This window comes from Mesorhizobium sp. M6A.T.Cr.TU.016.01.1.1 (assembly GCF_003952585.1).
Lineage (GTDB): Bacteria > Pseudomonadota > Alphaproteobacteria > Rhizobiales > Rhizobiaceae > Mesorhizobium > Mesorhizobium mediterraneum.
The window spans coordinates 1,813,509-1,835,170 of the sequence record NZ_CP034452.1 but is presented as its reverse complement, the minus strand read 5'-3'; the positions used below and the strand labels follow the sequence as shown (position 1 = coordinate 1,835,170).

The following is a 21,662-nucleotide window of genomic DNA, read 5'->3' as shown; positions in this document are numbered from 1 at the left end:
GGCCAAGATCATGCCGTGAGAAGCGGAGGCGCGCGCGCATCGAAGGCGCGGTTCGGCGACAGTTTCGGCCGGTCTTCGGACCCTATACCAAACGGTGCGGCTGACGCTGTTTCGAGCGGCAGGCGCAAATCCGGGATGATGCAAAAGGGCTTGCCGTTTCCCGCAGTGACAGGCGTTCCCGTCTTGAAACGGGAAGTCTCAGCAGCAACACGGCGTGCAATGTCGCGGACAAGGAAAGTCGGGTGTGTGACGGGCTCGGTCGCGCCGAGCCTCATTTGCCCCTTGGCAAGATCCTGTGCGACGTGCTCGGCTGTTGCCGCGGGAATGGTCCAGATCAAGAAGAGCAATGAAGCGAGCAGCCGCAGACCAGCACCCATGCTGAGCAGAGTGCCGGGCCTTATGCTAGCCTGTCTTCGACCGTTTCGTCTCATCTCACCGGCACGGCTCGTCATACACTGGGGCAAAATATGCTTTCGCCGACGTTGTCTCAGCAAGCGGCAAGCCGCCCTCCTGGTCCTTAACTATAGTACTTGGATTGCGAATTGAAGCGCACCTTTCACGCACTCAAGGGTAAGTGTGTTGGCCGATCGGTTGGCGGCCTACCGCTTCTCTATCAACTGGACATAGTTTTTCAGGATACCGCTCCAGCCGCGATCGGAGTCGAAGATCTCACGCACCGCTTCGCCGGCCGCGCCCATGTTCTCAAGCCGACGATGCTCGAGCTCGACGCGAGTCGCGTTCTCGCCGGCCTCGGAGAAGTTGATCTCGACTTCGGTCAGCAGCGACGGATCATATTGCCAGTCGGCGCGAATCCGCCATGCCAGGACGATGCGGTTTGGCGGTTCCCACGCCAGCACTTCGCCCCAGTCGCATTCCGTCCCATCCTCGCCGGTCTCAAACCAGCGGCCTCCTGCCTTTGGCTCGATAGTCGCGCTCCTGAGCGCGGACTTGCCTATCGAGTGGGACGCCGGCCACCAACGTCCGAACCCGCTCGTGAACACTTCAAACGCCGTGGCAACCGGCACGTCCACGGTGACCGACTTGCGCACAGGCGCTGGTTTAATGATCGCCGTCATTATTTCGCTCCTTGGCTTTGTTGATCTCGTTTCGGAAGGCGTCGAGCGCGTTCCCCCACATCTGGTCGAGCCAGGCTCGCATCTCGCCAAGACCATGAGGGTCGACATGGTAGATGTTGCTGGCGCCGCGAGGCTCGGCGCGGACCAGCCGCGCCTCCCTCAGCACCTTCAGATGATGAGAGATCGCGGGCTGAGACACCGGCAGGGTTCGAGCGAGGTTCGCTACCGAACGCGGCTCTTCGGCCACAAGCTCGAATACCTTTCTGCGCGTGGGGTCGGCCAGCGCGACCATACCTGCATAATCATAAATCATGGTTTATGATAAGCACAGGTTTATGATCAAGGCAACCCCAGTTGCTTGCGAAGCAGGGCAGAGGGCAGCGTATTCTCTCCTCATTCAGGTCTCATGCTGCGCTTCCTTCAATGAGAGGAGCACTGGGGAGGAGACCGAACCCAAGCACCTCAGACACGGACTTGAATGGCCACCTCTCGACTCGTGTACGAGCATACGAGTCGATCATCTACATAACTTCATGACCTTCGTCGGGAACCGTTCGGGCTGCGCGCCGAGACCCAATGTGCCTACTGCCGGCATCCCTGCCAGACCATTTGGAGACGCTCATGGCCGACACCTCGAAAAGACTGCGCATTGCCGTGCTCTTTGGCGGACGCTCCGCCGAGCATGACGTTTCGGTGCTGTCGGCAACCAATGTCATGCGTGCGCTGGAACCCGCGAAATACGATGCCGTTCCCGTCTTCGTCACCCGCGAAGGACAATGGCTGCTGAGCAGCTTCGAGGATGGCACGCTGGCGAAACCTTCGACCGGTACAGAAGTCTGTCTGGTGCCGGGCGGACAAGGACGGGTGTTGGCGATCCCGACGAATGGCACGCCTCACGAACTGCCTGCCATCGACATCCTGTTTCCCGCCCTGCACGGCCTCCATGGCGAGGACGGCTCGGTGCAGGGGCTCGCGGAGGTGGCGCGTGTGCCGCTCGCCGGCTGCGGCATACTCGGTTCGGCCGCCGCCCTCGACAAGGACATTGCCAAGCGGCTGCTGAACGAGGCGGGCTTGCCCACCGCGCGTTCCGTCACAATCCACCACGGCGCCGCACCGGCCTTTGCGGAACTGGAGAGCGTGCTTGGTCTTCCGCTTTTCATCAAACCGGCCCGGCAGGGCTCCTCTGTCGGCGTCAGTAAGGTTTCGGCTGAAAAAGACTATGAGGCAGCGCTGACAGAAGGTTTTGGTCACGACCGCAAGCTGCTGGCCGAAGAATTCATTCGAGGCCGCGAGATCGAGTGCAGCGTGCTGGAGGATACGCAAGGCGGCCTCTTCGTTTCCCGTCCTGGCGAAATCATGCCAGCACAGAGCCACGGTTTCTACAGCTACGACGCCAAATATATCGACGAGCACGGCGCCGCGCTGAAAGTCCCGGCTGAACTGCCGCAGGAGATTGAGGGCAAGATCCGCGCGATGGCAGCAAAGGCCTTCCGTGCGGTCGGCTGCGACGGCATGGCCCGCGTTGATTTCTTCGTGACGCCTGACATGCGCGTCCTCATCAACGAGCTCAACACCATTCCCGGTTTCACCGATATCAGCATGTATTCCAAGGCGATGGCGGCAAGCGGCGTCAGCTATTCCGAAATCATCGATCGGCTGGTGGCGCACGGGCTGGCACGCGCTGGTCGATCTGCTTGATGGCGAGAGCTTGTCGGAATATCCCCAACTGAAGCGACGATCTTGCGACCGGATCTGGCTGAATAATTTGGTGCGTGGCCTATGACACTGAAGACCTTATCAACGGCCCGAAAAAGCCGACGATACGCGTTATTCGCTTCTGGCTGGAGTCGAGGAAGGCTATGTCCAAACCCTCGGGGAAGGACGATCCATCAGGCATCACAAACTTCCACGCGAAGCGTGCGATCCCATGATGAACATCCACGTCACTTGTCCGTAAGATGCGGGCACCGGGATGCTTGGCCAGAACTCCTGCGATGTGCGCGAGCAGTTCTTCCGCGCCAGTCGCATGGACTGTAGGGTCGGTGTATGTTGCGCCATCGCTCCAGACCGATGACAGCAACGCCCGCCGCTGCTGGGCGTTCTCATCAGACCAGGCAGCACAATACGAATCGATGAGAAGCGTCAAAGGCATCCTATTCCCCTAATGCGGATCACTGGCCTGACTCGGCCCATGCTTGGACAACAAAGCCCGAACGCAGCTCACCGTTAAACGGCCCGCTGGCTGACGGTAAAGCATGATCCGCCTCAGTAAGGCCGAAAGCTGCATAATGAAAATCCGCTCAGCCAGTCAGAAAGGGCCTTCTCGCAATCCAGGTCGGAGAGGTCTCCTATCCGGACTTTCCCAGAAACTGCGATAACGCGGCAAAATCATCATGTAAGTGGCCAGCTGCAATCGCCCGTTGGAAGATCGCGTCGTAAGCGTTGACGACCGAGCGGTCGATCTTGCGCGCCTCCATCAGCTCCAAGAGATGCTGGAATGCGCCGTAGTGCGGGGAGATCGACGAGAGCGTCTCGTCGTCGCTGGCAAAACGGCCAGCATTCGTCCGCTTGATGAGGTCGACGATAAGCCCGTCAACAACAGGCGCTGTTGCGGTCCACTGCCGTGCCAACTCGCCGAGGTCGATCTCTTCGGCCTGAGACACGGCGATCGCATGGAGCGCTCCGAACAGCGCGCCCCACATGAGAGCAAGCAGCGCGCTATCAAGTGCGTTTGCCCGTCCCGGTTCTTCCCCGACATGCTGGACATTGCCGCCCAACGCACGAAACATCTCCTCGTTCGCGTCGAAAGCCTGCCTTGGCCCCGAGATCAGTATCGTCCCGGCATCTGTGCCAATGAAATCCGGCGTGGCCATGATCGCGCCATCGAGATAGTTGGCTCCGTGCTCGGCAAACCATTCAGCGGCTTCGCGTGCGCCATGCGGCGTTCCCGAAGTGAGTTCCACGATCAACTTGCCGCGAATAGCTGAAGCAACGGCATCGTCGCGCAGAACCGCGCTTGCCTGGTAGTCGCTTACGTTCACGATGATAATCTCAGCCGCATTGACAGCTTCGAGGACGGACCCCGCGACAGTGGCGCCGAGCGCGGCCAGCGGTTCGGCCTTTTGTTTTGTCCTGTTCCAGACCGTCGTCCGATATCCCGACTGAAGCAGGGCGCGGGCGAGCGCCGATCCCATACGACCCGTCCCCACAACGCTGATTGAAAGCTTCATTGCAACACTCCATACCAATAGATGCCAATAGGCGCCCGGCGCCATGGTTTTGCCGTCACGGGCAGAGGTATGCTGGAGTGAATGGCGCGCACAATACGCACCTGGAGGTAAGTGGTTACCCAACGGTAAGGAGAACATCATGAGTAAGCCGACGGCCAATTGCGGCTTCGCAACCGCGATCAAGGCGATCGAAGGGAAGTGGAAAGTGGATATTCTTTGTGAGCTTGGAACGGCGTCTCGCAGGTTCGGCCGGTTGAGGCAGTCGATTCCGGCGATCAGTGAAAAGATGCTGACGCAGCAATTGCGTGAACTGGAGGCCGACGGGCTTGTGAACCGAGAAGTCTATCCGGGATCGCCGACCAAGGTCGTCTATTCGTTGACAGAAAGCGGAGCGGCGCTCAATGCTGGAGCTGAGGCATTATGCCGTTGGGGTGAGCAATTCCCTTCCGGTATCGATGCTTAACGGAACTCCACAATTTTCAGAAGTGGTTTGGTCCATGCTCAGCTGGTTGTCGGACCGTTTGAGCGCGCGGGCGCCACAGCACCGACCGATTCCCGTTCGACCAGCGGGCATTCAAGCTTGGTGATGGGATAGCGGCCCCGGCCGGGCGGTGCGGGAACTTCCAATTGCTCGATCGCCCATTGCCCCATCGCCATATGCGGCAGGATCGACGTCGTCAAAGGCGGGAACAGATGGCGGGCGATTTCCTCGTCGTCATAACCGATAACCGAAATGTCCCCGGGAATGTGCAAGCCGGCTTCCTTGAGCGCTTCGTAGCAGCCGATCGCGGTGCGGTCGTTCTGGCAGAAGATGGCGGTCGGGCGGTCCTTGAGCGCCAGCAGCTTGACGGTCGCCGCGTAACCGGCGCTCGCCGACCAGTCACCCTCGACCACCAGCTCCGCATCGAACGGGATGTCGGCCGTCGCCAGCGCCCGGCGGTAGCCCTTCAGCCGATCCTGCGCTGCCTGCATCCAGGGCTCGCCGGTGATGGTGGCGATGCGGCGGTGGCCATGGCTGATCAAGTGGCGGGTGGAACTCTGGCCGCCGGCGATCTCGCTCGGCACCACGGCGGGGAAGGCGTAGTCGGCGGTGTAGCAATTGAGCAGGATGACCGGGATGTCGAGGCCGTAGAGATAGTCGGGCGCGACGATCTCGCGCGTGAAGATGGTCATGTAGATCAGCGCCGAAATGCCCCGCTTGGTCAGCGCCGCAATGGCGCGCGGCTCCATGACGGAATCGCCCAAAGTCTGCGCAACCAAGACGACATTGCCGGCATTCCACGAGGCCTGGCGTGCCCCTTCGATGGCGACGACCGCTTCGGGGCTGGTCGCCAGTTGATCGACCGCGAAGCCGATCACCCCGTCCAGCCCCTCGAACGAGGCGACAGGGCCGCGAAGAGCAGAGAAGGCTGGTGGCGCATAGCCGAGACCCCGCGCGGCCTCGATCACCCGTTCGCGGGTCTGCTGCGACAGCCTTATGCCCGGCGTGTTGTTGAGCACGAACGAAACCGTCGCCTGCGAGCAGCCGGCGGCCCTGGCGATGTCCGTCATGGTGACGCGACCCTTGGGGTTTTTCGCAGGGGCCTTTCGGGGCTTGGAGACCTCAGGCGCAGGATCACGCAGATCCGTCGGTTCGTTCATGGCATTGTGTTCCAAATTCCCGGCCTGGCTGATCAGAGGTCGCCTTGGACGTCGTTAAATACGGCAGCACGGCCCCGTGCTTCGCGTTTATAAAACAAGCACTCGATTAATCATTATTACCAGTCCTGGCAACCGAATGGCTATCAGCGCGAAGAGAGCAATGTGAGATACACGCGGTCTTGAAGGGCGGATTCCTCACTTCTCGCGCCATGCGGCAGGCAGCCATTTCGTCAGCGACACCAGGTTCCAAGCAGAAGACTAATACTATTTACTAATAGTCGTAAGCGTTTTAAAGTCAATTTGTCATGCCGGCCCGGGGTCGAACGGGCATGACGGGAAGCAGGCGTGTGGCGCGGCATCCGCGGCTCTTGGACCGGCAAAGCAACGCCACGCAATTACAGAAATGTCAGACAAATCCGACTATACGAACAGCCAATGAGTCTCTAAAGTCCAAAATCGCGGCTGGAATGGCGCCGTTCTTTCGCTGCCAGCACCCCTTGAGGAGGAGGGCGTCCAAGCCGCATTCGACAAAGTTCAGATCAGCGAAAATGACTGAATCAAACGGGAGGTTGAACATGAAATCTGTAATACGAAATGCGTCCGTCGCCGCCGCGGCTTTGGCTCTCGGCCTGTCCATCACGGCAATTGCACGCGCCCAGGACAAACCGACGCTGGCCTTCGTCGTCAACGGCGCTTCCGATTTCTGGAAGGCGGCCGAAGCCGGCGTCAAGAAGGCGCAGGGCGAATTGCCCGACTACGATCTGCAGCTCAAATATCCGGAGCAGTCGTCGGTCGCCATCCAGCAACGGCTGATGGACGATCTGGTGACGGCCGGCGTCAAGGCCATCATGGTTTCGGCAGTCGACCCCAAGACCTCGACCGACGGGCTGAACAAGATCGCCTCGGAGACGGCGCTGTTCACCACCGACAGCGATGCGCCGCAGACCAAGCGGGTCGCCTATATCGGCTCGTCCAATATCGACGCCGGCAAGCAGGCGGCAGAGATCGCCAAGAAGGCGATGCCTGACGGCGGCAAATGCCTCGGTTTCGTCGGCCTGCTCGGCGCCGACAATGCCAAGGAGCGCATCGAAGGCATGAAGGAAGGGCTCGCCGGCAGCAAGATCGAGCTGATCGACGTTCGTGGCGACGACATCGACCAGGCCCGCGCCAAGAAGAACGTCGAGGACGCGCTGGTCGCCAGCCCCGACGTCACCTGCATGGTCGGCTTCTACTCCTACAACACGCCGCGCATCTATGAAGCGCTGCGCGACGCCGGCAAGCTCGGCCAGATCACGGTCGTCGGCTTCGACGACGATCCGATCACGCTGGGCGGCGTCAAGGAAGGCACCGTTGCCGCCACCGTTGTGCAGCAGCCCTTCGAATGGGCCTACCAGGGCATGAAGCTGATGGCCGCCTATCTCAAGGGCGACAAATCGGGCGTTCCCGCCGACGGGCTGATCATCGTGCCGACCAAGATCATCGGCAAGGACGACGTCGACGCCTATGCCGCCAATCTGAAGACAATGGCGGGTAAATAATCGGCGTTGGCGCTGCCCCTCATCCGCCTGCCGGCACCTTCTCCGGTGAACAACGGGGAGAAGCGACAAGCTCCAGCGCTGGCGATCCCCCTCTCCCCGTTCTTCACGGGGAGAGGGTAAGGGTGAGGGGCAGCGCGACGCTGTTGTTGACGGGCCTCGCCAGGCCCGTCAGTCTGTGGCCCACCGGCTGCTGTCAGGCATGATGAATTATTCCGACGCATCCATCAGCGCATCCACGATTGCCCCGTTCCTCAGTCTCGAGGACGTGCGCAAGACCTACCCCGGCGTGGTTGCGCTGGACGGGTTTTCGATGGACGTCAGGCCCGGCGAGGTCATCGGCCTCGTCGGCGAAAACGGCGCCGGCAAGTCGACGCTGATGAAGATACTCGGCGGCGTGACCACCCCCGACACCGGCACGATTATCGTCGACGGCGTCGCCCATGACGGGCTGACGGTCGAAGCCAGCATCGGTTCCGGCATCGCCTTCGTCCACCAGGAACTCAACCTGTTCGAAAACCTCGACGTTGCCGCCAACATCTTTTTCGGCCGTGAGCCGTTGCGCGCCGGGCCGCTCAAGCTGGTCGACCGCGCCAGGCTGCGCGCGCTGTCGGCGCCGCTGCTCAAACGCGTGGGCGCCAATTTTTCCGCCGACACGCCGGTATCGGCCCTGTCGCTTGCCCAGCAGCAGATGGTCGAAATCGCCAAGGCGCTGTCGATCGAGGCGCGGCTGGTCATCCTCGACGAGCCGACATCGAGCCTGCCCCTTGCCGAAACCGACAAGCTGCTCGATGTCATCAGGGCGCTGAAGGCGGAGGGCATCAGCGTCATCTTCATCTCGCACCGCCTTCACGAGGTCGAGCGGGTCGCCGATCGCGTTGTCGTGCTGAGGGACGGCATGCTTGCCGGCACGCTGCCGAAGAACGCCATCAATCACGACCAGATGGTCAAGCTGATGATCGGACGCATGCTGAAGGAGAGGGAGAAGGCCGCAGAATCGGCGCGCCCGCCCGGCACCGTCGCCCTGTCGGCCAAGGCCGTTCGCACCAGCGCCTATCCCGATCGGCCGGTCGATCTCGGCGTCAGGCATGGCGAAATCCTCGGGCTGGCGGGTCTTGTCGGCTCCGGCCGCACCGAGCTGGCGCGCGTGCTTTTCGGTATCGAGAAGAGCCTAGGCGGTGCGCTCCAGCTTGATGGAACAGATCTGGTCCTTGGTTCGGCTGCGGACGCGGTCGCCAGCGGTATCTTCCTCGTCCCGGAAGACCGCAAGCTGACCGGCGTCCTGCTCGACCTGTCGATTGCCCAGAATATTTCGCTCCCCAATCTGCCGGCGCATGCCCGGCGGTTCCTGGTTTCTGCCGGCGCCGAAGCCGTCACCGCCGAGAAGCAGAAACGCAATCTCGGCATCAAGGCGCCCTCGGTGGCGACGCGCACCGGCACGCTGTCCGGCGGCAACCAGCAAAAGGTGGTGCTTGCCAAATGGCTGGCCATGCACCCCAAGGTGATGATCCTCGATGAGCCGACACGCGGCATCGATATCGGCGCCAAGGCCGAAATCTACGGGCTGATGCGGGCGCTGGCCGATGCCGGCGTCGCCGTGCTGATGATCTCGAGCGACATGGAGGAGGTGATCGGCGTCTCCGACCGCATCGCCGTCATGCATGAGGGCCAGATCTCAGGCATTCTCGACAAGGAGCAATTCAGCCAGGAAAACGTGCTGCTGCTGGCGGTTGGCAAACAGCCGAAATAGCTTTTTGTTTTGGCGCGGGTTCTAGGCAGGCATTGGGAGAAGACGATGAGCAAGAAAGATCTCGGCCTGCTGATCCTGATCCTTGTGGTGGGAGCGGTGGTGGCGATCATCAATCCGCGTTTCCTGCTGCCGATCAACCTCGCCAACACGTCGAACCTGATCGGGCTGTTCGGCATCCTGGCGATCGGCCAGGCCTTCGTCATCATCACCGGCGGCATCGAATTGTCGGTCGGCTCGGTGGTCGCGCTGCTCGGCGTCCTGTTCGTCGATTTCATCGCGACGCGCGGCATGGCATGGCCGGTGGCGCTGCCGCTGATCCTCGTGCTCGGCGGCCTCATCGGGCTGGCACATGGCTGGCTGATCACGCGGCTCAAATTGCAGCCCTTCGTGGTGACGCTCTGCGGCCTGCTGATCTACCGCGGCGTGGCGCGGTTCTACACAGCCGACGGCACCGCCGGGTTCGCCTTCGGACAGAACTTTCCGGAGCTCGAGTTCCTGACAGCGGGGCGATCCTATGGCGTGCCAAACAGCTTCATCGCGCTGATCGTCATCGCAATCGTGACGTGGGTGGTGCTGCACCGCTCGGTGTTCGGGCGCTACCTCTATGCCATCGGCAAAAACGAGGAGGCGGCGAAATATTCCGGCATCCGCACCGGTCGCGTCGTCATCGCCGCCTATGTCATCTGCGGTGTGCTGACGGCGCTGTCGGCGATCTACTTCGCCATGTACACGCGCTCGATCTCGCCGGCGAGCCACGGTCAGTTCTACGAACTCTACGCCATTGCCGCAGCCGTGCTCGGCGGCTTCTCGCTGCGCGGCGGCGAGGGCTCGCTGATCGGCGTCATCCTCGGCACGGTCTTGCTGCAGGAGCTGCAAAACCTCGTCAACCTGCTCGGCATCCCCTCCTCGCTCAACTTCGCGGTGATGGGCGGAGTGATCCTCATCGGCGTGCTGGTCGACCAGCAATGGGGCGTGTTCCGGGAGCGGCGACTGATGCTGGGGGCAGCCCGCAAGGGCGCGACAGGTGCCGCCGCGGAATAGTTGCACCGCCTCGTCCTTCTCCCCTTGTGGGAGAAGGTGGATCGGCGCGTAGCGCCGAGACGGAAGAGGGGTGTTGGACGGATCGCTGGCGATGCCAAGCTGGAGCACCCCTCATCCGACCGCTTCGCGGCCACCTTCTCCCACAAGGGGAGAAGGTAAGGGGCAGCCTAGATCAGGCCCGACATGTCGGAGAAGGCCATCGCCTTGCGCAGCACATCGGCGAAGCGCTCGCCGGCTGCCTCGCGTGGGCCGCTATTGTCGATCGAGGTGACGCCTGGCCCGGACAGCGCCACATTGGCGCTGCGCGCCAGGCGCGCCAGCACCTCGCCGCGCGACTCGCGGCCGCGCATGGCCAATCGCTCGGCCAGGATTTCCGGTGAAGCGGTGATCTCGACGATGGCGAGATTTGCGTAACGCTCGCGTAGAACCGGGATAATGGCGCGGGAGACATTGGCAATGGCGACGCGTCCATTGGCGACCGACCAGTCGACTTCAGCCGGAATGCCGTAGCGCAAACCATGCGCCTCCCAGGAGATGGCGAAGGCGCCATCCGCCTCGGCCTCGACAAAGGCCGCATCGGCCAACGTGTCGTGATCCTCGCTTGTCGTGTCGCTCGGCCGGGTGATGACCCGGCGCACGAACTCCAGCCTTGTCTCGTCAGCGAAGCGGGTGCGGGCATAGCCGATCACCGTGTCCTTGCCGGCGCCGCTCGGCCCGACAACGGCGACAAAGACACCGTCGCGGATCGGAAACGCCGCGGCCGACAACTCACGCTCGATCAACGCCGACGCCATCATGCGACCCGGCGTCCCTGCCGCCAGACCGTGCGGACGACCGGGACATGGTCGTCGAGACGTACACGCACCAGATCGGCGCGCCGGCCCTGCTCGATGACGCCACGGTCGGTTAGGCCGACTGCCTCGGCCGGGTTCTTCGAGACCATCGCCACCGCCTGAGGCAGGGAAATGCCGTCGACCACGTCGCCGAGAAAAAAGGCCGACTGGATCAGGCTGAAGGGAATGTAGTCGGACGACAGTATGTCGAGCAGCCCGTCGCCGGCGAGTGTGCGGGCTGAAACGTTTCCAGAATGCGAGGCGCCGCGCATGACATTCGGCGCGCCCATCAGCACGCCAAGCCCTGCTTCTTTCGAGGCCCTGGCGGCTTCTTCTGTAGTTGGGAACTCGGCGACGCGGACACCCTGCTCGATCGCTTCGTCGACATGGCCTGTCGTGGCGTCGTCATGGCTGGCGAGCACGATGCCGCGCTGATGGCAGGCGGCGGCGATGAAGGCGCGGTTCGGGCCGGAATTCGTCGCCGATTCCGCCATCCGCTTCTCGCAAAATTGCTGGAATTCGCGATCCGTCAGCTTCAGCTTGCGCTGGTAGTAATAGGCATAGGTTTCCAAGTCGACGAACTGGCGCTGTCCCGGCGCATGGTCCATCAGCGACGCCAGCTTGATCCTGTCATCGCCGTCGAAATGGGCGAAGGCTGCGAGGCAATCCGGCGCCGAAACCTCGCAGCGCAGATGGATGAAATGATCGGCCCGCAGCCGGTCCTGCTGGACGCTGTCCTCGATCGCATCGGCCAGCTTGCGCATGTCGGCCGAATTCATGTCGGCATCGTCGTCCATGCCGACGCGCAAGGCATCGAGCACGGTGGTGATGCCGGCGGTCGCCACCTGCGCGTCGTGAGCGAGCACCGCGGCGATCGGGTTCCAGCGCACCTTCGGCCGCGGCGCGTAATGGCCTTCGAGGTGGTCGGTGTGAAGCTCGACCAGTCCGGGGATGATGAAATCGCCGCCCATGTCCTCGCCGGTCCGGCCGGCACCGGCATCGATCCCGGTGATCAAGCCGTCGCGCAGCACGATCGATCCTTCGACGATCTCGTCGGCAAGCACGATGCGGGCATTGTTGAGAACGGTCTCGGCGGTCATTTCAGGCAGTCCTTGGAGCATTTTGCAGCCAATTGGAATCGATTGGCATCGCACAAATGCGGTTAAAACAAACAGTCATCTCAGGCAGTTTTTCTAGCCGGGCGGCGCCCGAGCGCGTGATGGGAAAGCACCATGAACGGGGCGCCAGGTTCGGTTTCGACAAACAGGGTCAGCGCGTCCACCGGCACCGGCTTTTGCAGGACGTGCGCAAACAGGCTGTCGATTGCTAAGCGAAGACGAGGGCTTTCCTGTGGCGAGGCCCGGCCGGACAGCGTCATATGGAAACGAAAGGTCTCGAAGACATAGGGGTAGCCCCATTGGCAGAGATTGCGGAATTCAGCCGGCTTCAGCGAATCCGGGCTGCGCCGCTCGATTTCCGCCTCGCTCAGCGGCGCGCGAAAACGGTCGAAGTCGCGCACCACGTCATCGGCGAAGCGGTTGAGCGCCGGCAGTGGTCCTTCCGGCACCAGTGCGAAGAAGCCGTCGATCTGGCTGACGACCAGCCGTGGGATGGTCACCACCGGCGTCGCCTCGGCAAAATCGTCGAGCGCCGCGCGAAGCGAGGCTTCCGTCTCGTTCGGGGCTAGCCGGAAGGGCGCCTTCAGCGTCGCATGGAAGCCGTAGCGGCGCGCCGAAGCGGTGTGGAAGGCGACTTCCGCCGCCGACAGCTCGCCCACGGCCTCGACCGGCCTTGTGGCGGCGCCGAATGGGTCGCGGCCGAGCCAATTGGCGGCGATCCGCGCCAGCGGTTCGTCCTGCCGGGGGGTGAAATAGATCGCGTAGCGCATCGAAGTTCCTCGTCAACACCCGCTGCCATAGGCGATTTGCATGACGAAATGACGAAGCTGATGATCGCTCCTGATAACAAAGTTGTTCAGGCGGGTCATTAGCCGACGATTTTTTCGCTTTGGGCCAGTTTGCCGGCCCGGAAGAGCCGCGCGATCAGCTCTTCATCAGCCATTCGTGCTCGGGCGCGTTGTGGAACTTCCACGTCCGCTTCGGCCCGGCCATGACATTGAGATAATAGAGGTCGTAGCCATGGCAGGCGGCGCAAGGGTGATAGCCCTTTGGCACCAGCACGACATCGCCGTCCTCGATCGCCATCGCCTCATCGAGCGAACGAGCGCCATTCCTGTCGGCATCCGTGTAGACGCGCTGGAAGGCGAAGCCCTGTGGCGGGTTGAGCCGGTGATAGTAGGTCTCCTCGAGATAGGACTCATCAGGCAGATTGTCCTGGTCATGCTTGTGCGGCGGGTAGCTCGAGGTGTGGCCGCCGGGCGTGATGACCTCGACCACCAGCAAGGAATCGGCCGGCTTGCCTTCCGGCAGGATGTTGGTGACATAGCGCGTGTTGGTGCCCTTGCCGCGAACCTCCTGGCCGAGATCCTTCGGCGCAATGACGCGGACGGGCAGGCCGCCGCCAAGCCCCGGCGCCGAGCAGACGGCGAGTTCGAGATCGGTGTCGGCAGTTACCGACCAGTCAGAGCCCTGCGGCACATAGACCGACCACGGCTTGCCTTCGAAGGGCGACATGCGTTCGCCGAGCAGGCCGAGATCCTTGTCGCCGGCCCTAGCCTTGCCCTTGCCGGTGACGAACACCAGGCAGACTTCGCAGTTCGCGGTCTGCCCGGAGGCTGCCTCACCGGGCCGCAGCCGATGCAGATCGAAACCGACATAGGTCCAGCCGGCGCTTTGCGGCGTCACATGGGCGACGCGGCCGTGGCCCTTATCGGCTTTGACGAGCAGTTTCGACATTGTGTCTCTCCTATCGCAAATCTTCGAGATTGGCCGAAGCCCCAACTTCGTCATCCTAGGGCGTAGCAGGAGCGAAGCTCCGTCGCGAAGACCCTAGGATCCATGCCGTAACCTCAGTCCAAGAGCGCAGCGGAACGGAATTCTGCACCGTAGCGGCCGTTTTGATGTCACGGCATGGATCCTGGGGTCTGCGCCGCGTCGCTTCGCTCCTTGCTCCGCCCCAGGATGACGAAGCGAGAGGCGTTTCAGCTAAATCTTCAACGCAGGCGATCCGTCATGGGCGCAGTGCCCGACCCGTAAGCCTTGAGCGCCATGGACTGCTTTATTCCTTCGGCTCGACCGGAGGCTTCGCCTCGTCGGCCGGCTTGTAGAGATAGAAGAACTGCCACACGGCATAGCCGGTGAAGCCGAGCGCGATCGTGCCCCAGAATGGTGCGCCGGTGGCAAACTCGACCACGGCCCACACCAGGCAGACCGCGACGATGGCAACGCGCCGCCACAGGGGCCGGAAGAACGGATGCTCAGAGTCCTTCATCGGATCAACCCCCGCATCGGATCAGCCATTTGCCGGGAATAGTGCATTCAAGCATTGGGGAAGCCCTGTGTTTCAACCGTGTAGCCTGCGGCCGTCATCACCCGCATCAATTCCTTGTAGCCGACTTGCGCCATCTTGAGCGGCGGATTTTTTCTGGGGTCCTGCTCGGCCTCGACCACGAACCAGCCTTCATAGCCGTAGTTCGCCAGCCTTTCCACAATGGCGCCAAAATCCAGCGAGCCATCTCCCGGGACCGTGAAGGCGCCGAGCGCCACGGCATCGAGGAAGGATTGCTTCTGGCGGTCGAGTTTCTCGATCACCCCCATGCGCACGTCCTTCACATGCACGTGGTTGATGCGCCGGTGATGATTGTCGATGGCGCGCAGCACGTCACCGCCGGCAAAAGCCAGGTGGCCCGCATCGAGCAGCAAGGGAATGCCTTCGCCCGAGTACCGCATGAAGGCATCGAGTTCGGGCTCGGTCTCGACGACCGCCGCCATATGATGGTGGTAGGAGAGTGGCATGCCTTGCTCGGCGCACCATTCGCCGAACTCGGTGAGGCGCCTCGCATAGGCTTTCATCTCGTCGTCCGAAAGCTTGGGCTTGGTGGCGAGCGGCTTCGAGCGATCACCCTGGATGGAGCGGCCGACCTCGCCATAGACGATGCAGGGCGCGTTCACTGCCTTGAACAGATCGATCATCGGCTGGATGCGATCCTTATTCCTGGCCATGTCTTCGTCGACCAGCGTGCCGGAGAACCAGCCGCCGCAAAGCGTGACGTCGGCCTCTTTCAGGATCGGCAGCATGATCTCCGGATCGCTGGGAAAACGGCGGCCCATTTCCATGCCGGTGAAGCCTGCCGAGCGCGACTGCGCCAGGCATTCCTCCAGCGACACATCATCGCTGAGTTCCGCAAGATCGTCGTTCCACCATGCAATGGGGGACATGCCCAGTTTGGCTCTCAAGTCGTTACTCCAGTTCAGGCCTTAGGATCAGCTTCACGGACGGCTTAAGGCCGCCCGCTCAGCGCTTCCTCGTATTTCTTGCGCGCCGCGTTCACTTGCGGGCGCACCGAGACTTCCGGCACGGCGACATCCCACCAGCTTCCACCGGCTTCGGTCGAGACCAGCGGGTCGGTGTCGATGACAACCACAGTGGTCCTGGTATTCTTCTTCGCTTGCGCCAGCGCCGTTTCCAGCCCGGCGATCGACGAGACTTTCTCGGCGATCGCACCAAGGCTCGCGGCATGCGCGGCGAAGTCGATATCAGGCAGAACCTCGTGGCGTGCGTCCTTCAAGAGATTGTTGAAGTTGGCGCCGCCGGTCGCCATCTGCAGCCGGTTGATGCAGCCATAGCCTCGGTTGTCGAGCAGCACGATGGTCAGCTTGAGGCCGAGCATGACAGACGTTGCGATCTCGGAATTGAGCATCAGATAGGAGCCATCGCCAATCATCACGACGACCTCCTCGTCGGGCTTGGCCATTTTGACGCCAAGCCCGCCTGCGATCTCGTAACCCATGGTCGAGAAGCCGTATTCGGCATGGTAGGAGCCGGGCGCCCCCGCCTGCCAGAGCTTGTGCAATTCGCCGGGCAGGCCGCCGGCGGCATGAAGCAGCGTCACACCGGCGCCCATGGCGCGCTGCACGGCACCGATCACCTGCGCGTCGGAGGGATAGGCGGCATTGGTCGACGCCGTCACCTTGTCGGCATCGGCCTGCCAATCCTTCTTGCCCCTGGCCGCATTGTCGGTCCAGGCAGGAGGCGCCTTCCAGCCCTTCAGCGCCGCACCGAGCTCGGCGAGCCCTTCCGCGGCATCGGTGACGAGCGGCAGCGCCTGGTGCTTTCCCGCATCGAAAGGCTGGACGTTGAGGCCGATGATGGTTTTGCCGGAATTCTTGAACAGCGCCCACGAACCGGTGGTGAAATCCTGCAGCCTGGTGCCGACGGCAAGCACGACGTCGGCTTCTTCCGCCAGCCGGTTGGCAGCCGAAGTGCCGGTGACGCCGACCGCCGCCATGTTGAGCGGATGATCGTCCGGCAGCGAGGATTTGCCGCCCTGCGTCTCACAGACAGGGATACCGGCGCCTTGCACCAGCTTCGCCAATTCACCCGACGCCTGCGAATAGAGCACGCCACCGCCGGCAATCACCAATGGCTTAGTCGCCCCCTTCAGCGCTGCCACCGCGGCCGCCAGCTCCTGGCGGTCCGGACGCGGCCGTCGCTGATGCCAGACCCGTTCGGCAAAGAAGCTCTCGGGGTAATCATAAGCCTCGGCCTGCACGTCCTGGCAGAGCGCCAGCGTCACCGGTCCGCATTCAGCCGGATCGGTGAGCACCTGCATGGCACGGTTCAGCGCCGGGATGATCTGCTCGGGCCGGGTGATGCGGTCGAAATAGCGTGACACCGGCCGAAAGCAGTCATTGACCGTCGCGGTGCCGTCGGAGAAATCCTCTGCCTGCTGCAGGACGGGGTCGGGGATGCGATGGGCGAAGACGTCGCCGGGGAGAAACAGGACGGGCAACCTGTTTACATGCGCGAGTGCCGCCGCCGTCACCATGTTGAGCGCGCCGGGGCCGATCGAGCTGGTCGCCGCCATGAAGCGGCGGCGAAAATTGGCCTTGGCATAGGCGATCGCCGCATGCGCCATCGCCTGCTCGTTATGGGCGCGGAAGGTCGGCAATTCGTCGCGCATCTGATAGAGCGCCTCGCCGACGCCGGCGACATTGCCATGGCCGAAGATCGCCCAGACACCGCCGAAGATCGGCATTTTCTTGCCGTCGATCTCGGTCATCTGGCGAGCAAGAAAGCGGGTCAGCGCCTGCGCCATCGTCAGGCGGATTGTCTTGGTCATCTTGTTTTCCTCCGCAGTCCTTATGCCGCGCCTTCTTATGCTGCTTTGCGGCCGCGCGCGGCAAGCCATGCCTCGGTCAGTCTCTCGAAGCGCGACGCCATGTCGGCCACCGCCTCCTCATCCGACATCTTGCCGGCAAGCCATTGTTCGGCAGCGTTGATGAAGATGGTGCGACCGACGGCGAAGCCCTTGACGATGGGCGCCTTGGCGGTGGCAGCGAAGGCCGCTTCCAATTCGTCCTGTGGCGCTTCCAGGCCGAGCAGCACAATCCCGCGGCACCATGGGTCGTTCTTCAGGATCACCGCCTCGATCTTTGCCCAAGCCCCGGCTGAAGCCTGCGGTTCGAGCTTCCACCAGTCAGGCTTGATGCCAAGGGCGTAGAGTTCCTCGAGCGCGCGCGGGATCGTCGTGTCGTCGAGCTTGCCGTGCTTGCCGGCAATGATCTCGATGAGAAGTTCCCTGCCCACTTTCCGCGCGGCCTCGAACAGGCTTTTGAGCTTCTGCTGCTGCTCGGTTTTCAGCGTCTCCGGGTCGTCGGGGTGATAGAAGCATAGGCACTTGATGCAATGGTCGACCGGCCACTCGATCAATTGCGAGCCGATGTCCTGCGAGAATTCGAAACGAAGCGGCCGCGATCCCGGCAGCTCGACCGGCCGGCCGAGCCAGGCGAAGGAATGGCGGGCGAATTCGAACATCGCCTCGCGGCCGTATTTCTCGTCGAGCAGCATGCCGTAGCCGGCACGGCCGGCGGCAACCCTTGCCGCCGCCTTGACCGTCAGCACCTTGAAATCATGGATGCGCGATGGGTCGGCACCGGCTTTCGCGGCGACATCGTCAAGCTGGATACGGTGGTCGCAGGCCAGCGCCATCAGCGAGGGAATGTCGCGCCTGCGCGTCGTCGCCCAATGGACATGGTTGATCGCCTCGTCCTTGCGCAGCGCCAAGTGCCTGCTGCCGTTCTTCAGGAAGAACTGCAATTCCTCGAAGGTCGGGTATTCCGGAGCGCAGAGCAGCCGCGACACCGCGAAGGCGCCGCAGGCATTGGCCCAGGTGGCCGCCGTCTCAAGGCTTTCCTCGCCGAGCCAGCCGCGCAGGAAGCCCGACATGAAGGCATCGCCGGCACCGAGCACATTGTAGACCTCGATCGGAAAGCCCTTGCCGACAATGCCGTCTTCGAGATCGTCGCTGATCGGCCCGTCATAGACGATGCAGCCCATGGCGCCGCGCTTCAAGACGATGGTCGCCTTGGACAGCGAGCGGATCGTCTTCAACGCGCTCAGGCAATCGTCGGCGCCGGAGGCGATCATGATCTCTTCTTCGGTGCCGACGATCAGGTCGCAATCGGGCAGCACCGTCTTCAGCTGGGCGGAGACCCGGTCGGATTTCACGTAGCGTTCGAACCCTTCGGCATGGCCGGCAAGGCCCCAGAGATTGGGCCGATAGTCGATGTCGAACACCACCTTGCCGCCCTTGGCCTTGATAGTGCGGATCGCCTTGCGCTGCGCGGCATCGCTGTTGGGCCGCGAAAAATGCGTGCCGGTGACGACGATGGCACGCGCCGAAGCGATGAACGCTTCGTCGATATCGTCTTCCGAAAGTGCCATGTCGGCGCAGTCGCTGCGATAGAAAATCATCGGCGAGACGCCTTCCTCCTCGACCGACAACAGCACCAGCGCGGTCAGCCGGTCGGGGTCGGTCTTGAGGCCGTCGACGGAGACGCCCTCGCGTGTCAGCTGCTCGCGGATGAAGCGGCCCATCTGCTCGTTGCCGACGCGGGTGAGCAGCGCCGAGCGCAAGCCGAGCCTCGCCGTGCCGACCGAAATGTTGGCCGGACAGCCGCCGACCGACTTGGCAAAGGAGGTGATGTCCTCCAGGCGGGAGCCGATCTGCTGGCCGTAGAGGTCGACGGAGGCGCGACCGATGGTGATAACATCGAGCGGCGCATGTTTCGCGTCCACGGCTTCGCCCATTCGAACCTCCCATCGGCCTTGTTGTCTTGGGGTACACGCGCGAGCGGCAGCGTGGCGCCGGCAATATGAAATAATAATTCCAATCCATAGTCAATATGGAACGCGCGTTCCTTTGCTGAAAAGTGCTGACGCGATGGCCGCCTAGGCCTTGCGCTTGCGGCCGGTATCGCGCCGCTTCTCGCCAACCGCGACGGTCAGCGCCATGGCCAGCGCCATGGTCGCCGACAGCGAGCGGAAGCCGGCGAAATCGGCTTCGGCGACCTCGAACCAGACCTTGGCGAACTGGGCGAGCGGCGAGAACGAGCTGTCGGTGATCGCCACGATCGGCACGCCTTGCTCGGAGATGACGCGCGCCTCCTCGATGGCCGCCGGGGCATAGGGTGAGAAACTGATGGCGATGACGGCATCCCTGGGCGAGGCAAAGCCGATCATCTCGGCGTTGAGTCCGGCGGCCGATTCGATCAGCTGGTTGCGGATCTTGAGCTTGCCCAGCGCATAGGCGATGTAGGAGGCGACCGGATAGGAGCGGCGCTTGGCCAGCACATAGATGGTCTCCGCCTTCGCCAGCAAGGCGATAGCATCTTCGAAATGCTCTTCGTTCAACCTGCCTGAAATATCGTTGAGCGAGGTGCTGGCCGCGGCGACGAAGCCGTCGAAGATCGCCCGGTGACCGGCGCCTTCCTCGGCCTTGGCGCGCAATGCCGCCAGCCTTTCATCATAGGACGAATTGCGCTCACGCAGGCGCTCGCGAAACACCAGCTGCAGGCTGGTGAAGCCGTCGAAGCCGAGCTGCTGGGCAAAGCGGATCAGGGTCGAAGGCTGAACGCCGGCGGAGGCGGCGATGCTGGCGGCGGTGCCGAAGGCAATATCGTCGGGATTGTCGAGCGCATAGGCGGCGATCTGCGCGATACGCTTGGGCAGGCTATGGCGCCGTTCCAGGATCGTCGTACGCAGCGTCTCGAAATCGCGGGGCACCCGTTCGTCCATCGTCGCTCCGCCTAGGCCCATCAGTCGATGCTGTGTGCCCCATCATAGCGAGCCTGTGCAAGAAGGCCATAAAAAATGAGGCATGCGTTCCATTTCTGGATAAAATGGACTAATTCATCCACGCAAATCTTCCTGACAGCGGAGACAAGGGAATGGTCGGAGTCGGTCTTATCGGCACAGGCTTCATGGGCAAGTGCCACGCCATCGCCTGGAACGCGGTCGGCACTGTCTTTTCCGACGTGGCCAAACCAAGGCTGGTCCATCTCGGCGAGGTCGACGAGGAGCTTGCCAAGCGCCGTGCCACCGAATTCGGCTTCGCCAAGGGTTCCGGTGACTGGCGCGCCGTCGTTAACGACCCCGAGGTCGATATCGTCTCGTTGACGACGCCAAACCAGTTCCATCCGGAAATGGCCATCGCCATCCTCGAAGCCGGCAAGCATCTATGGTGCGAAAAACCGATGGCGCCGGGCTTCGCAGAAGCCGAAGCCATGGCGGCAGCAGCGAAAAAATCCGGCAAGGTGGCAGCCCTCGGCTACAACTACATCCAGAACCCCGCGATCCGCCATATCGGTGCGCTGCTCGACGAAAAGATCATCGGCGAGGTCAACCATCTGCGCATCGAGATGGACGAGGATTTCATGGCCGATCCAGAGGCGCTGTTCTTCTGGAAGCACGAGGCGGCGTCCGGCTACGGCGCGCTCGACGATTTCGCGGTGCATCCGCTGTCGCTGGTCGCCGTGCTGTTCGGCCGCGTCGCCCGCGTCATGTGCGACATGGCAAAACCCTATGCCGATCGCCGCGTCGCTTCAGGCGGGCGCCGCACGGTCGAGACCTATGACATCGCCAGCGTGCTGATGCACCTCGAAAACGGCGTTGCCGGCACCTTGCTGGCCAACCGTTCGGCCTGGGGCCGCAAGGGCCGGATCGCTATCCAGATCTTCGGCTCGAAGGGCTCGATCCTGTACGATCAGGAGCGGATGAACGAGTTCCAGCTCTATCTCACCGCCGACCGGCCGACCGAGCAGGGTTACCGAACCATCCTGGTGGCGCCGCACCACAGACCTTACGACGCCTTCCTGCCGGCACCCGGCCACGGTCTCGGCTTCAACGATCTCAAGATCATCGAATGCCGAGAACTGCTGACTAGGCTCGCCGGCAAGCCGGCGCGCATCATCGATTTCGACGAAGGCCTGGAGATCGAGCGCACCGTGCATGCCATGGCGCGCTCGTTCGAGGAACAGCGCTGGTTGGATGTTAGGTAGCGCGGGCGTTGGCTCCCCTTCTCCCCTTGTGGGAGAAGGTGGCCGAGCGAAGCTCGGTCGGATGAGGGGTGTTGGACGGATCGCTACTTTGATGTC

At 62.6% G+C, this 21,662-nt stretch carries 20 protein-coding genes; 6 read left to right on the top strand and 14 right to left on the bottom strand.

Annotation, left to right across the window (positions count from 1 at the left end; all coding sequences use genetic code 11):
* Window positions 1-599: 599 nt before the first annotated feature.
* Complete coding sequence (locus EJ075_RS08525) at window positions 600-1,076, bottom strand: SRPBCC family protein (RefSeq protein WP_126104034.1); 477 nt, start codon at window positions 1,074-1,076, stop codon at window positions 600-602.
* Window positions 1,060-1,389, bottom strand: a complete 330-nt coding sequence (locus EJ075_RS08520; RefSeq protein WP_126104033.1) for a metalloregulator ArsR/SmtB family transcription factor — start codon at window positions 1,387-1,389, stop codon at window positions 1,060-1,062. The genes EJ075_RS08525 and EJ075_RS08520 overlap by 17 nt, the downstream gene beginning before the upstream one ends.
* A gap of 308 nt (window positions 1,390-1,697) precedes the next feature.
* Between EJ075_RS08520 and EJ075_RS08515 the strand changes: the two genes are divergently transcribed.
* Window positions 1,698-2,774: a D-alanine--D-alanine ligase family protein gene (locus tag EJ075_RS08515; RefSeq protein ID WP_126104032.1), complete on the top strand. Its 1,077-nt coding sequence runs from the start codon at window positions 1,698-1,700 to the stop codon at window positions 2,772-2,774.
* A 79-nt stretch (window positions 2,775-2,853) separates the two neighbouring features.
* Here EJ075_RS08515 and EJ075_RS08510 read toward each other — a convergent pair whose 3' ends face one another.
* Both EJ075_RS08510 and EJ075_RS08505 read right to left on the bottom strand, forming a co-directional pair.
* A complete protein-coding gene (locus tag EJ075_RS08510) occupies window positions 2,854-3,228 on the bottom strand; it encodes a hypothetical protein (RefSeq protein ID WP_095484517.1) in 375 nt (124 codons plus the stop codon).
* A gap of 196 nt (window positions 3,229-3,424) precedes the next feature.
* Window positions 3,425-4,306 carry an NAD(P)-binding domain-containing protein gene (locus EJ075_RS08505; protein ID WP_126104031.1) on the bottom strand — a complete coding sequence of 294 codons (882 nt, stop codon included), beginning with the start codon at window positions 4,304-4,306 and terminating at the stop codon, window positions 3,425-3,427.
* 139 nt (window positions 4,307-4,445) lie between these two features.
* Between EJ075_RS08505 and EJ075_RS08500 the strand changes: the two genes are divergently transcribed.
* Window positions 4,446-4,769, top strand: coding sequence for a helix-turn-helix domain-containing protein (locus EJ075_RS08500; protein ID WP_126104030.1), 324 nt, complete (start codon window positions 4,446-4,448; stop codon window positions 4,767-4,769).
* A gap of 38 nt (window positions 4,770-4,807) precedes the next feature.
* On the opposite strand, the gene EJ075_RS08495 is transcribed toward EJ075_RS08500, so the two are convergent.
* Window positions 4,808-5,947: a LacI family DNA-binding transcriptional regulator gene (locus EJ075_RS08495; protein WP_164547061.1), complete on the bottom strand. Its 1,140-nt coding sequence runs from the start codon at window positions 5,945-5,947 to the stop codon at window positions 4,808-4,810.
* A gap of 575 nt (window positions 5,948-6,522) precedes the next feature.
* On the opposite strand from EJ075_RS08495, the gene EJ075_RS08490 reads away from it, so the two are divergent.
* The 3 genes from EJ075_RS08490 to EJ075_RS08480 all read left to right on the top strand — a co-directional run bounded on the left by EJ075_RS08490 (window position 6,523) and on the right by EJ075_RS08480 (window position 10,273).
* Entirely contained in the window at window positions 6,523-7,485 is a 963-nt protein-coding gene (locus EJ075_RS08490; RefSeq protein ID WP_126104029.1) for a sugar-binding protein, read from the top strand.
* A 202-nt stretch (window positions 7,486-7,687) separates the two neighbouring features.
* A complete protein-coding gene (locus tag EJ075_RS08485; RefSeq protein ID WP_126107279.1) occupies window positions 7,688-9,232 on the top strand; it encodes a sugar ABC transporter ATP-binding protein in 1,545 nt (514 codons plus the stop codon).
* 45 nt (window positions 9,233-9,277) lie between these two features.
* Window positions 9,278-10,273: an ABC transporter permease gene (locus EJ075_RS08480; protein WP_126104028.1), complete on the top strand. Its 996-nt coding sequence runs from the start codon at window positions 9,278-9,280 to the stop codon at window positions 10,271-10,273.
* A 167-nt stretch (window positions 10,274-10,440) separates the two neighbouring features.
* Here the strand turns inward: EJ075_RS08480 and phnN are convergent, their stop codons facing one another.
* The 9 genes from phnN to EJ075_RS08435 form a co-directional block, all read right to left on the bottom strand.
* Window positions 10,441-11,070 carry a phosphonate metabolism protein/1,5-bisphosphokinase (PRPP-forming) PhnN gene (phnN, locus tag EJ075_RS08475; protein WP_164547060.1) on the bottom strand — a complete coding sequence of 210 codons (630 nt, stop codon included), beginning with the start codon at window positions 11,068-11,070 and terminating at the stop codon, window positions 10,441-10,443.
* Window positions 11,067-12,206, bottom strand: coding sequence for an alpha-D-ribose 1-methylphosphonate 5-triphosphate diphosphatase (locus EJ075_RS08470; RefSeq protein WP_126104027.1), 1,140 nt, complete (start codon window positions 12,204-12,206; stop codon window positions 11,067-11,069). The genes phnN and EJ075_RS08470 overlap by 4 nt, the downstream gene beginning before the upstream one ends.
* Window positions 12,207-12,286: 80 nt before the next feature.
* Window positions 12,287-12,994, bottom strand: a complete 708-nt coding sequence (locus EJ075_RS08465; protein WP_126104026.1) for a DUF1045 domain-containing protein — start codon at window positions 12,992-12,994, stop codon at window positions 12,287-12,289.
* A gap of 154 nt (window positions 12,995-13,148) precedes the next feature.
* Complete coding sequence (gene iolB, locus EJ075_RS08460) at window positions 13,149-13,961, bottom strand: 5-deoxy-glucuronate isomerase (protein ID WP_126104025.1); 813 nt, start codon at window positions 13,959-13,961, stop codon at window positions 13,149-13,151.
* Window positions 13,962-14,283: 322 nt separating this feature from the next.
* Entirely contained in the window at window positions 14,284-14,496 is a 213-nt protein-coding gene (locus EJ075_RS08455) for a DUF3329 domain-containing protein (RefSeq protein ID WP_126104024.1), read from the bottom strand.
* 47 nt (window positions 14,497-14,543) lie between these two features.
* Window positions 14,544-15,461 carry a myo-inosose-2 dehydratase gene (gene iolE / locus EJ075_RS08450; RefSeq protein WP_126104023.1) on the bottom strand — a complete coding sequence of 306 codons (918 nt, stop codon included), beginning with the start codon at window positions 15,459-15,461 and terminating at the stop codon, window positions 14,544-14,546.
* A 44-nt stretch (window positions 15,462-15,505) separates the two neighbouring features.
* On the bottom strand, window positions 15,506-17,347 hold the full coding sequence (gene iolD, locus EJ075_RS08445; RefSeq protein WP_126104022.1) for a 3D-(3,5/4)-trihydroxycyclohexane-1,2-dione acylhydrolase (decyclizing): 1,842 nt from the start codon (window positions 17,345-17,347) through the stop codon (window positions 15,506-15,508).
* Window positions 17,348-17,382: 35 nt separating this feature from the next.
* Window positions 17,383-19,317: a 5-dehydro-2-deoxygluconokinase gene (gene iolC / locus EJ075_RS08440; RefSeq protein WP_126104021.1), complete on the bottom strand. Its 1,935-nt coding sequence runs from the start codon at window positions 19,315-19,317 to the stop codon at window positions 17,383-17,385.
* Between the two features lie 141 nt (window positions 19,318-19,458).
* Complete coding sequence (locus tag EJ075_RS08435) at window positions 19,459-20,304, bottom strand: MurR/RpiR family transcriptional regulator (RefSeq protein WP_164547059.1); 846 nt, start codon at window positions 20,302-20,304, stop codon at window positions 19,459-19,461.
* 152 nt (window positions 20,305-20,456) lie between these two features.
* Here EJ075_RS08435 and EJ075_RS08430 point away from each other — a divergent pair, with 152 nt between their 5' ends.
* The gene (locus EJ075_RS08430; protein ID WP_126104020.1) at window positions 20,457-21,566 is read left to right on the top strand and encodes a Gfo/Idh/MocA family oxidoreductase; all 1,110 of its coding nucleotides are present in this window, start codon (window positions 20,457-20,459) and stop codon (window positions 21,564-21,566) included.
* Window positions 21,567-21,662 lie beyond the last annotated feature (96 nt).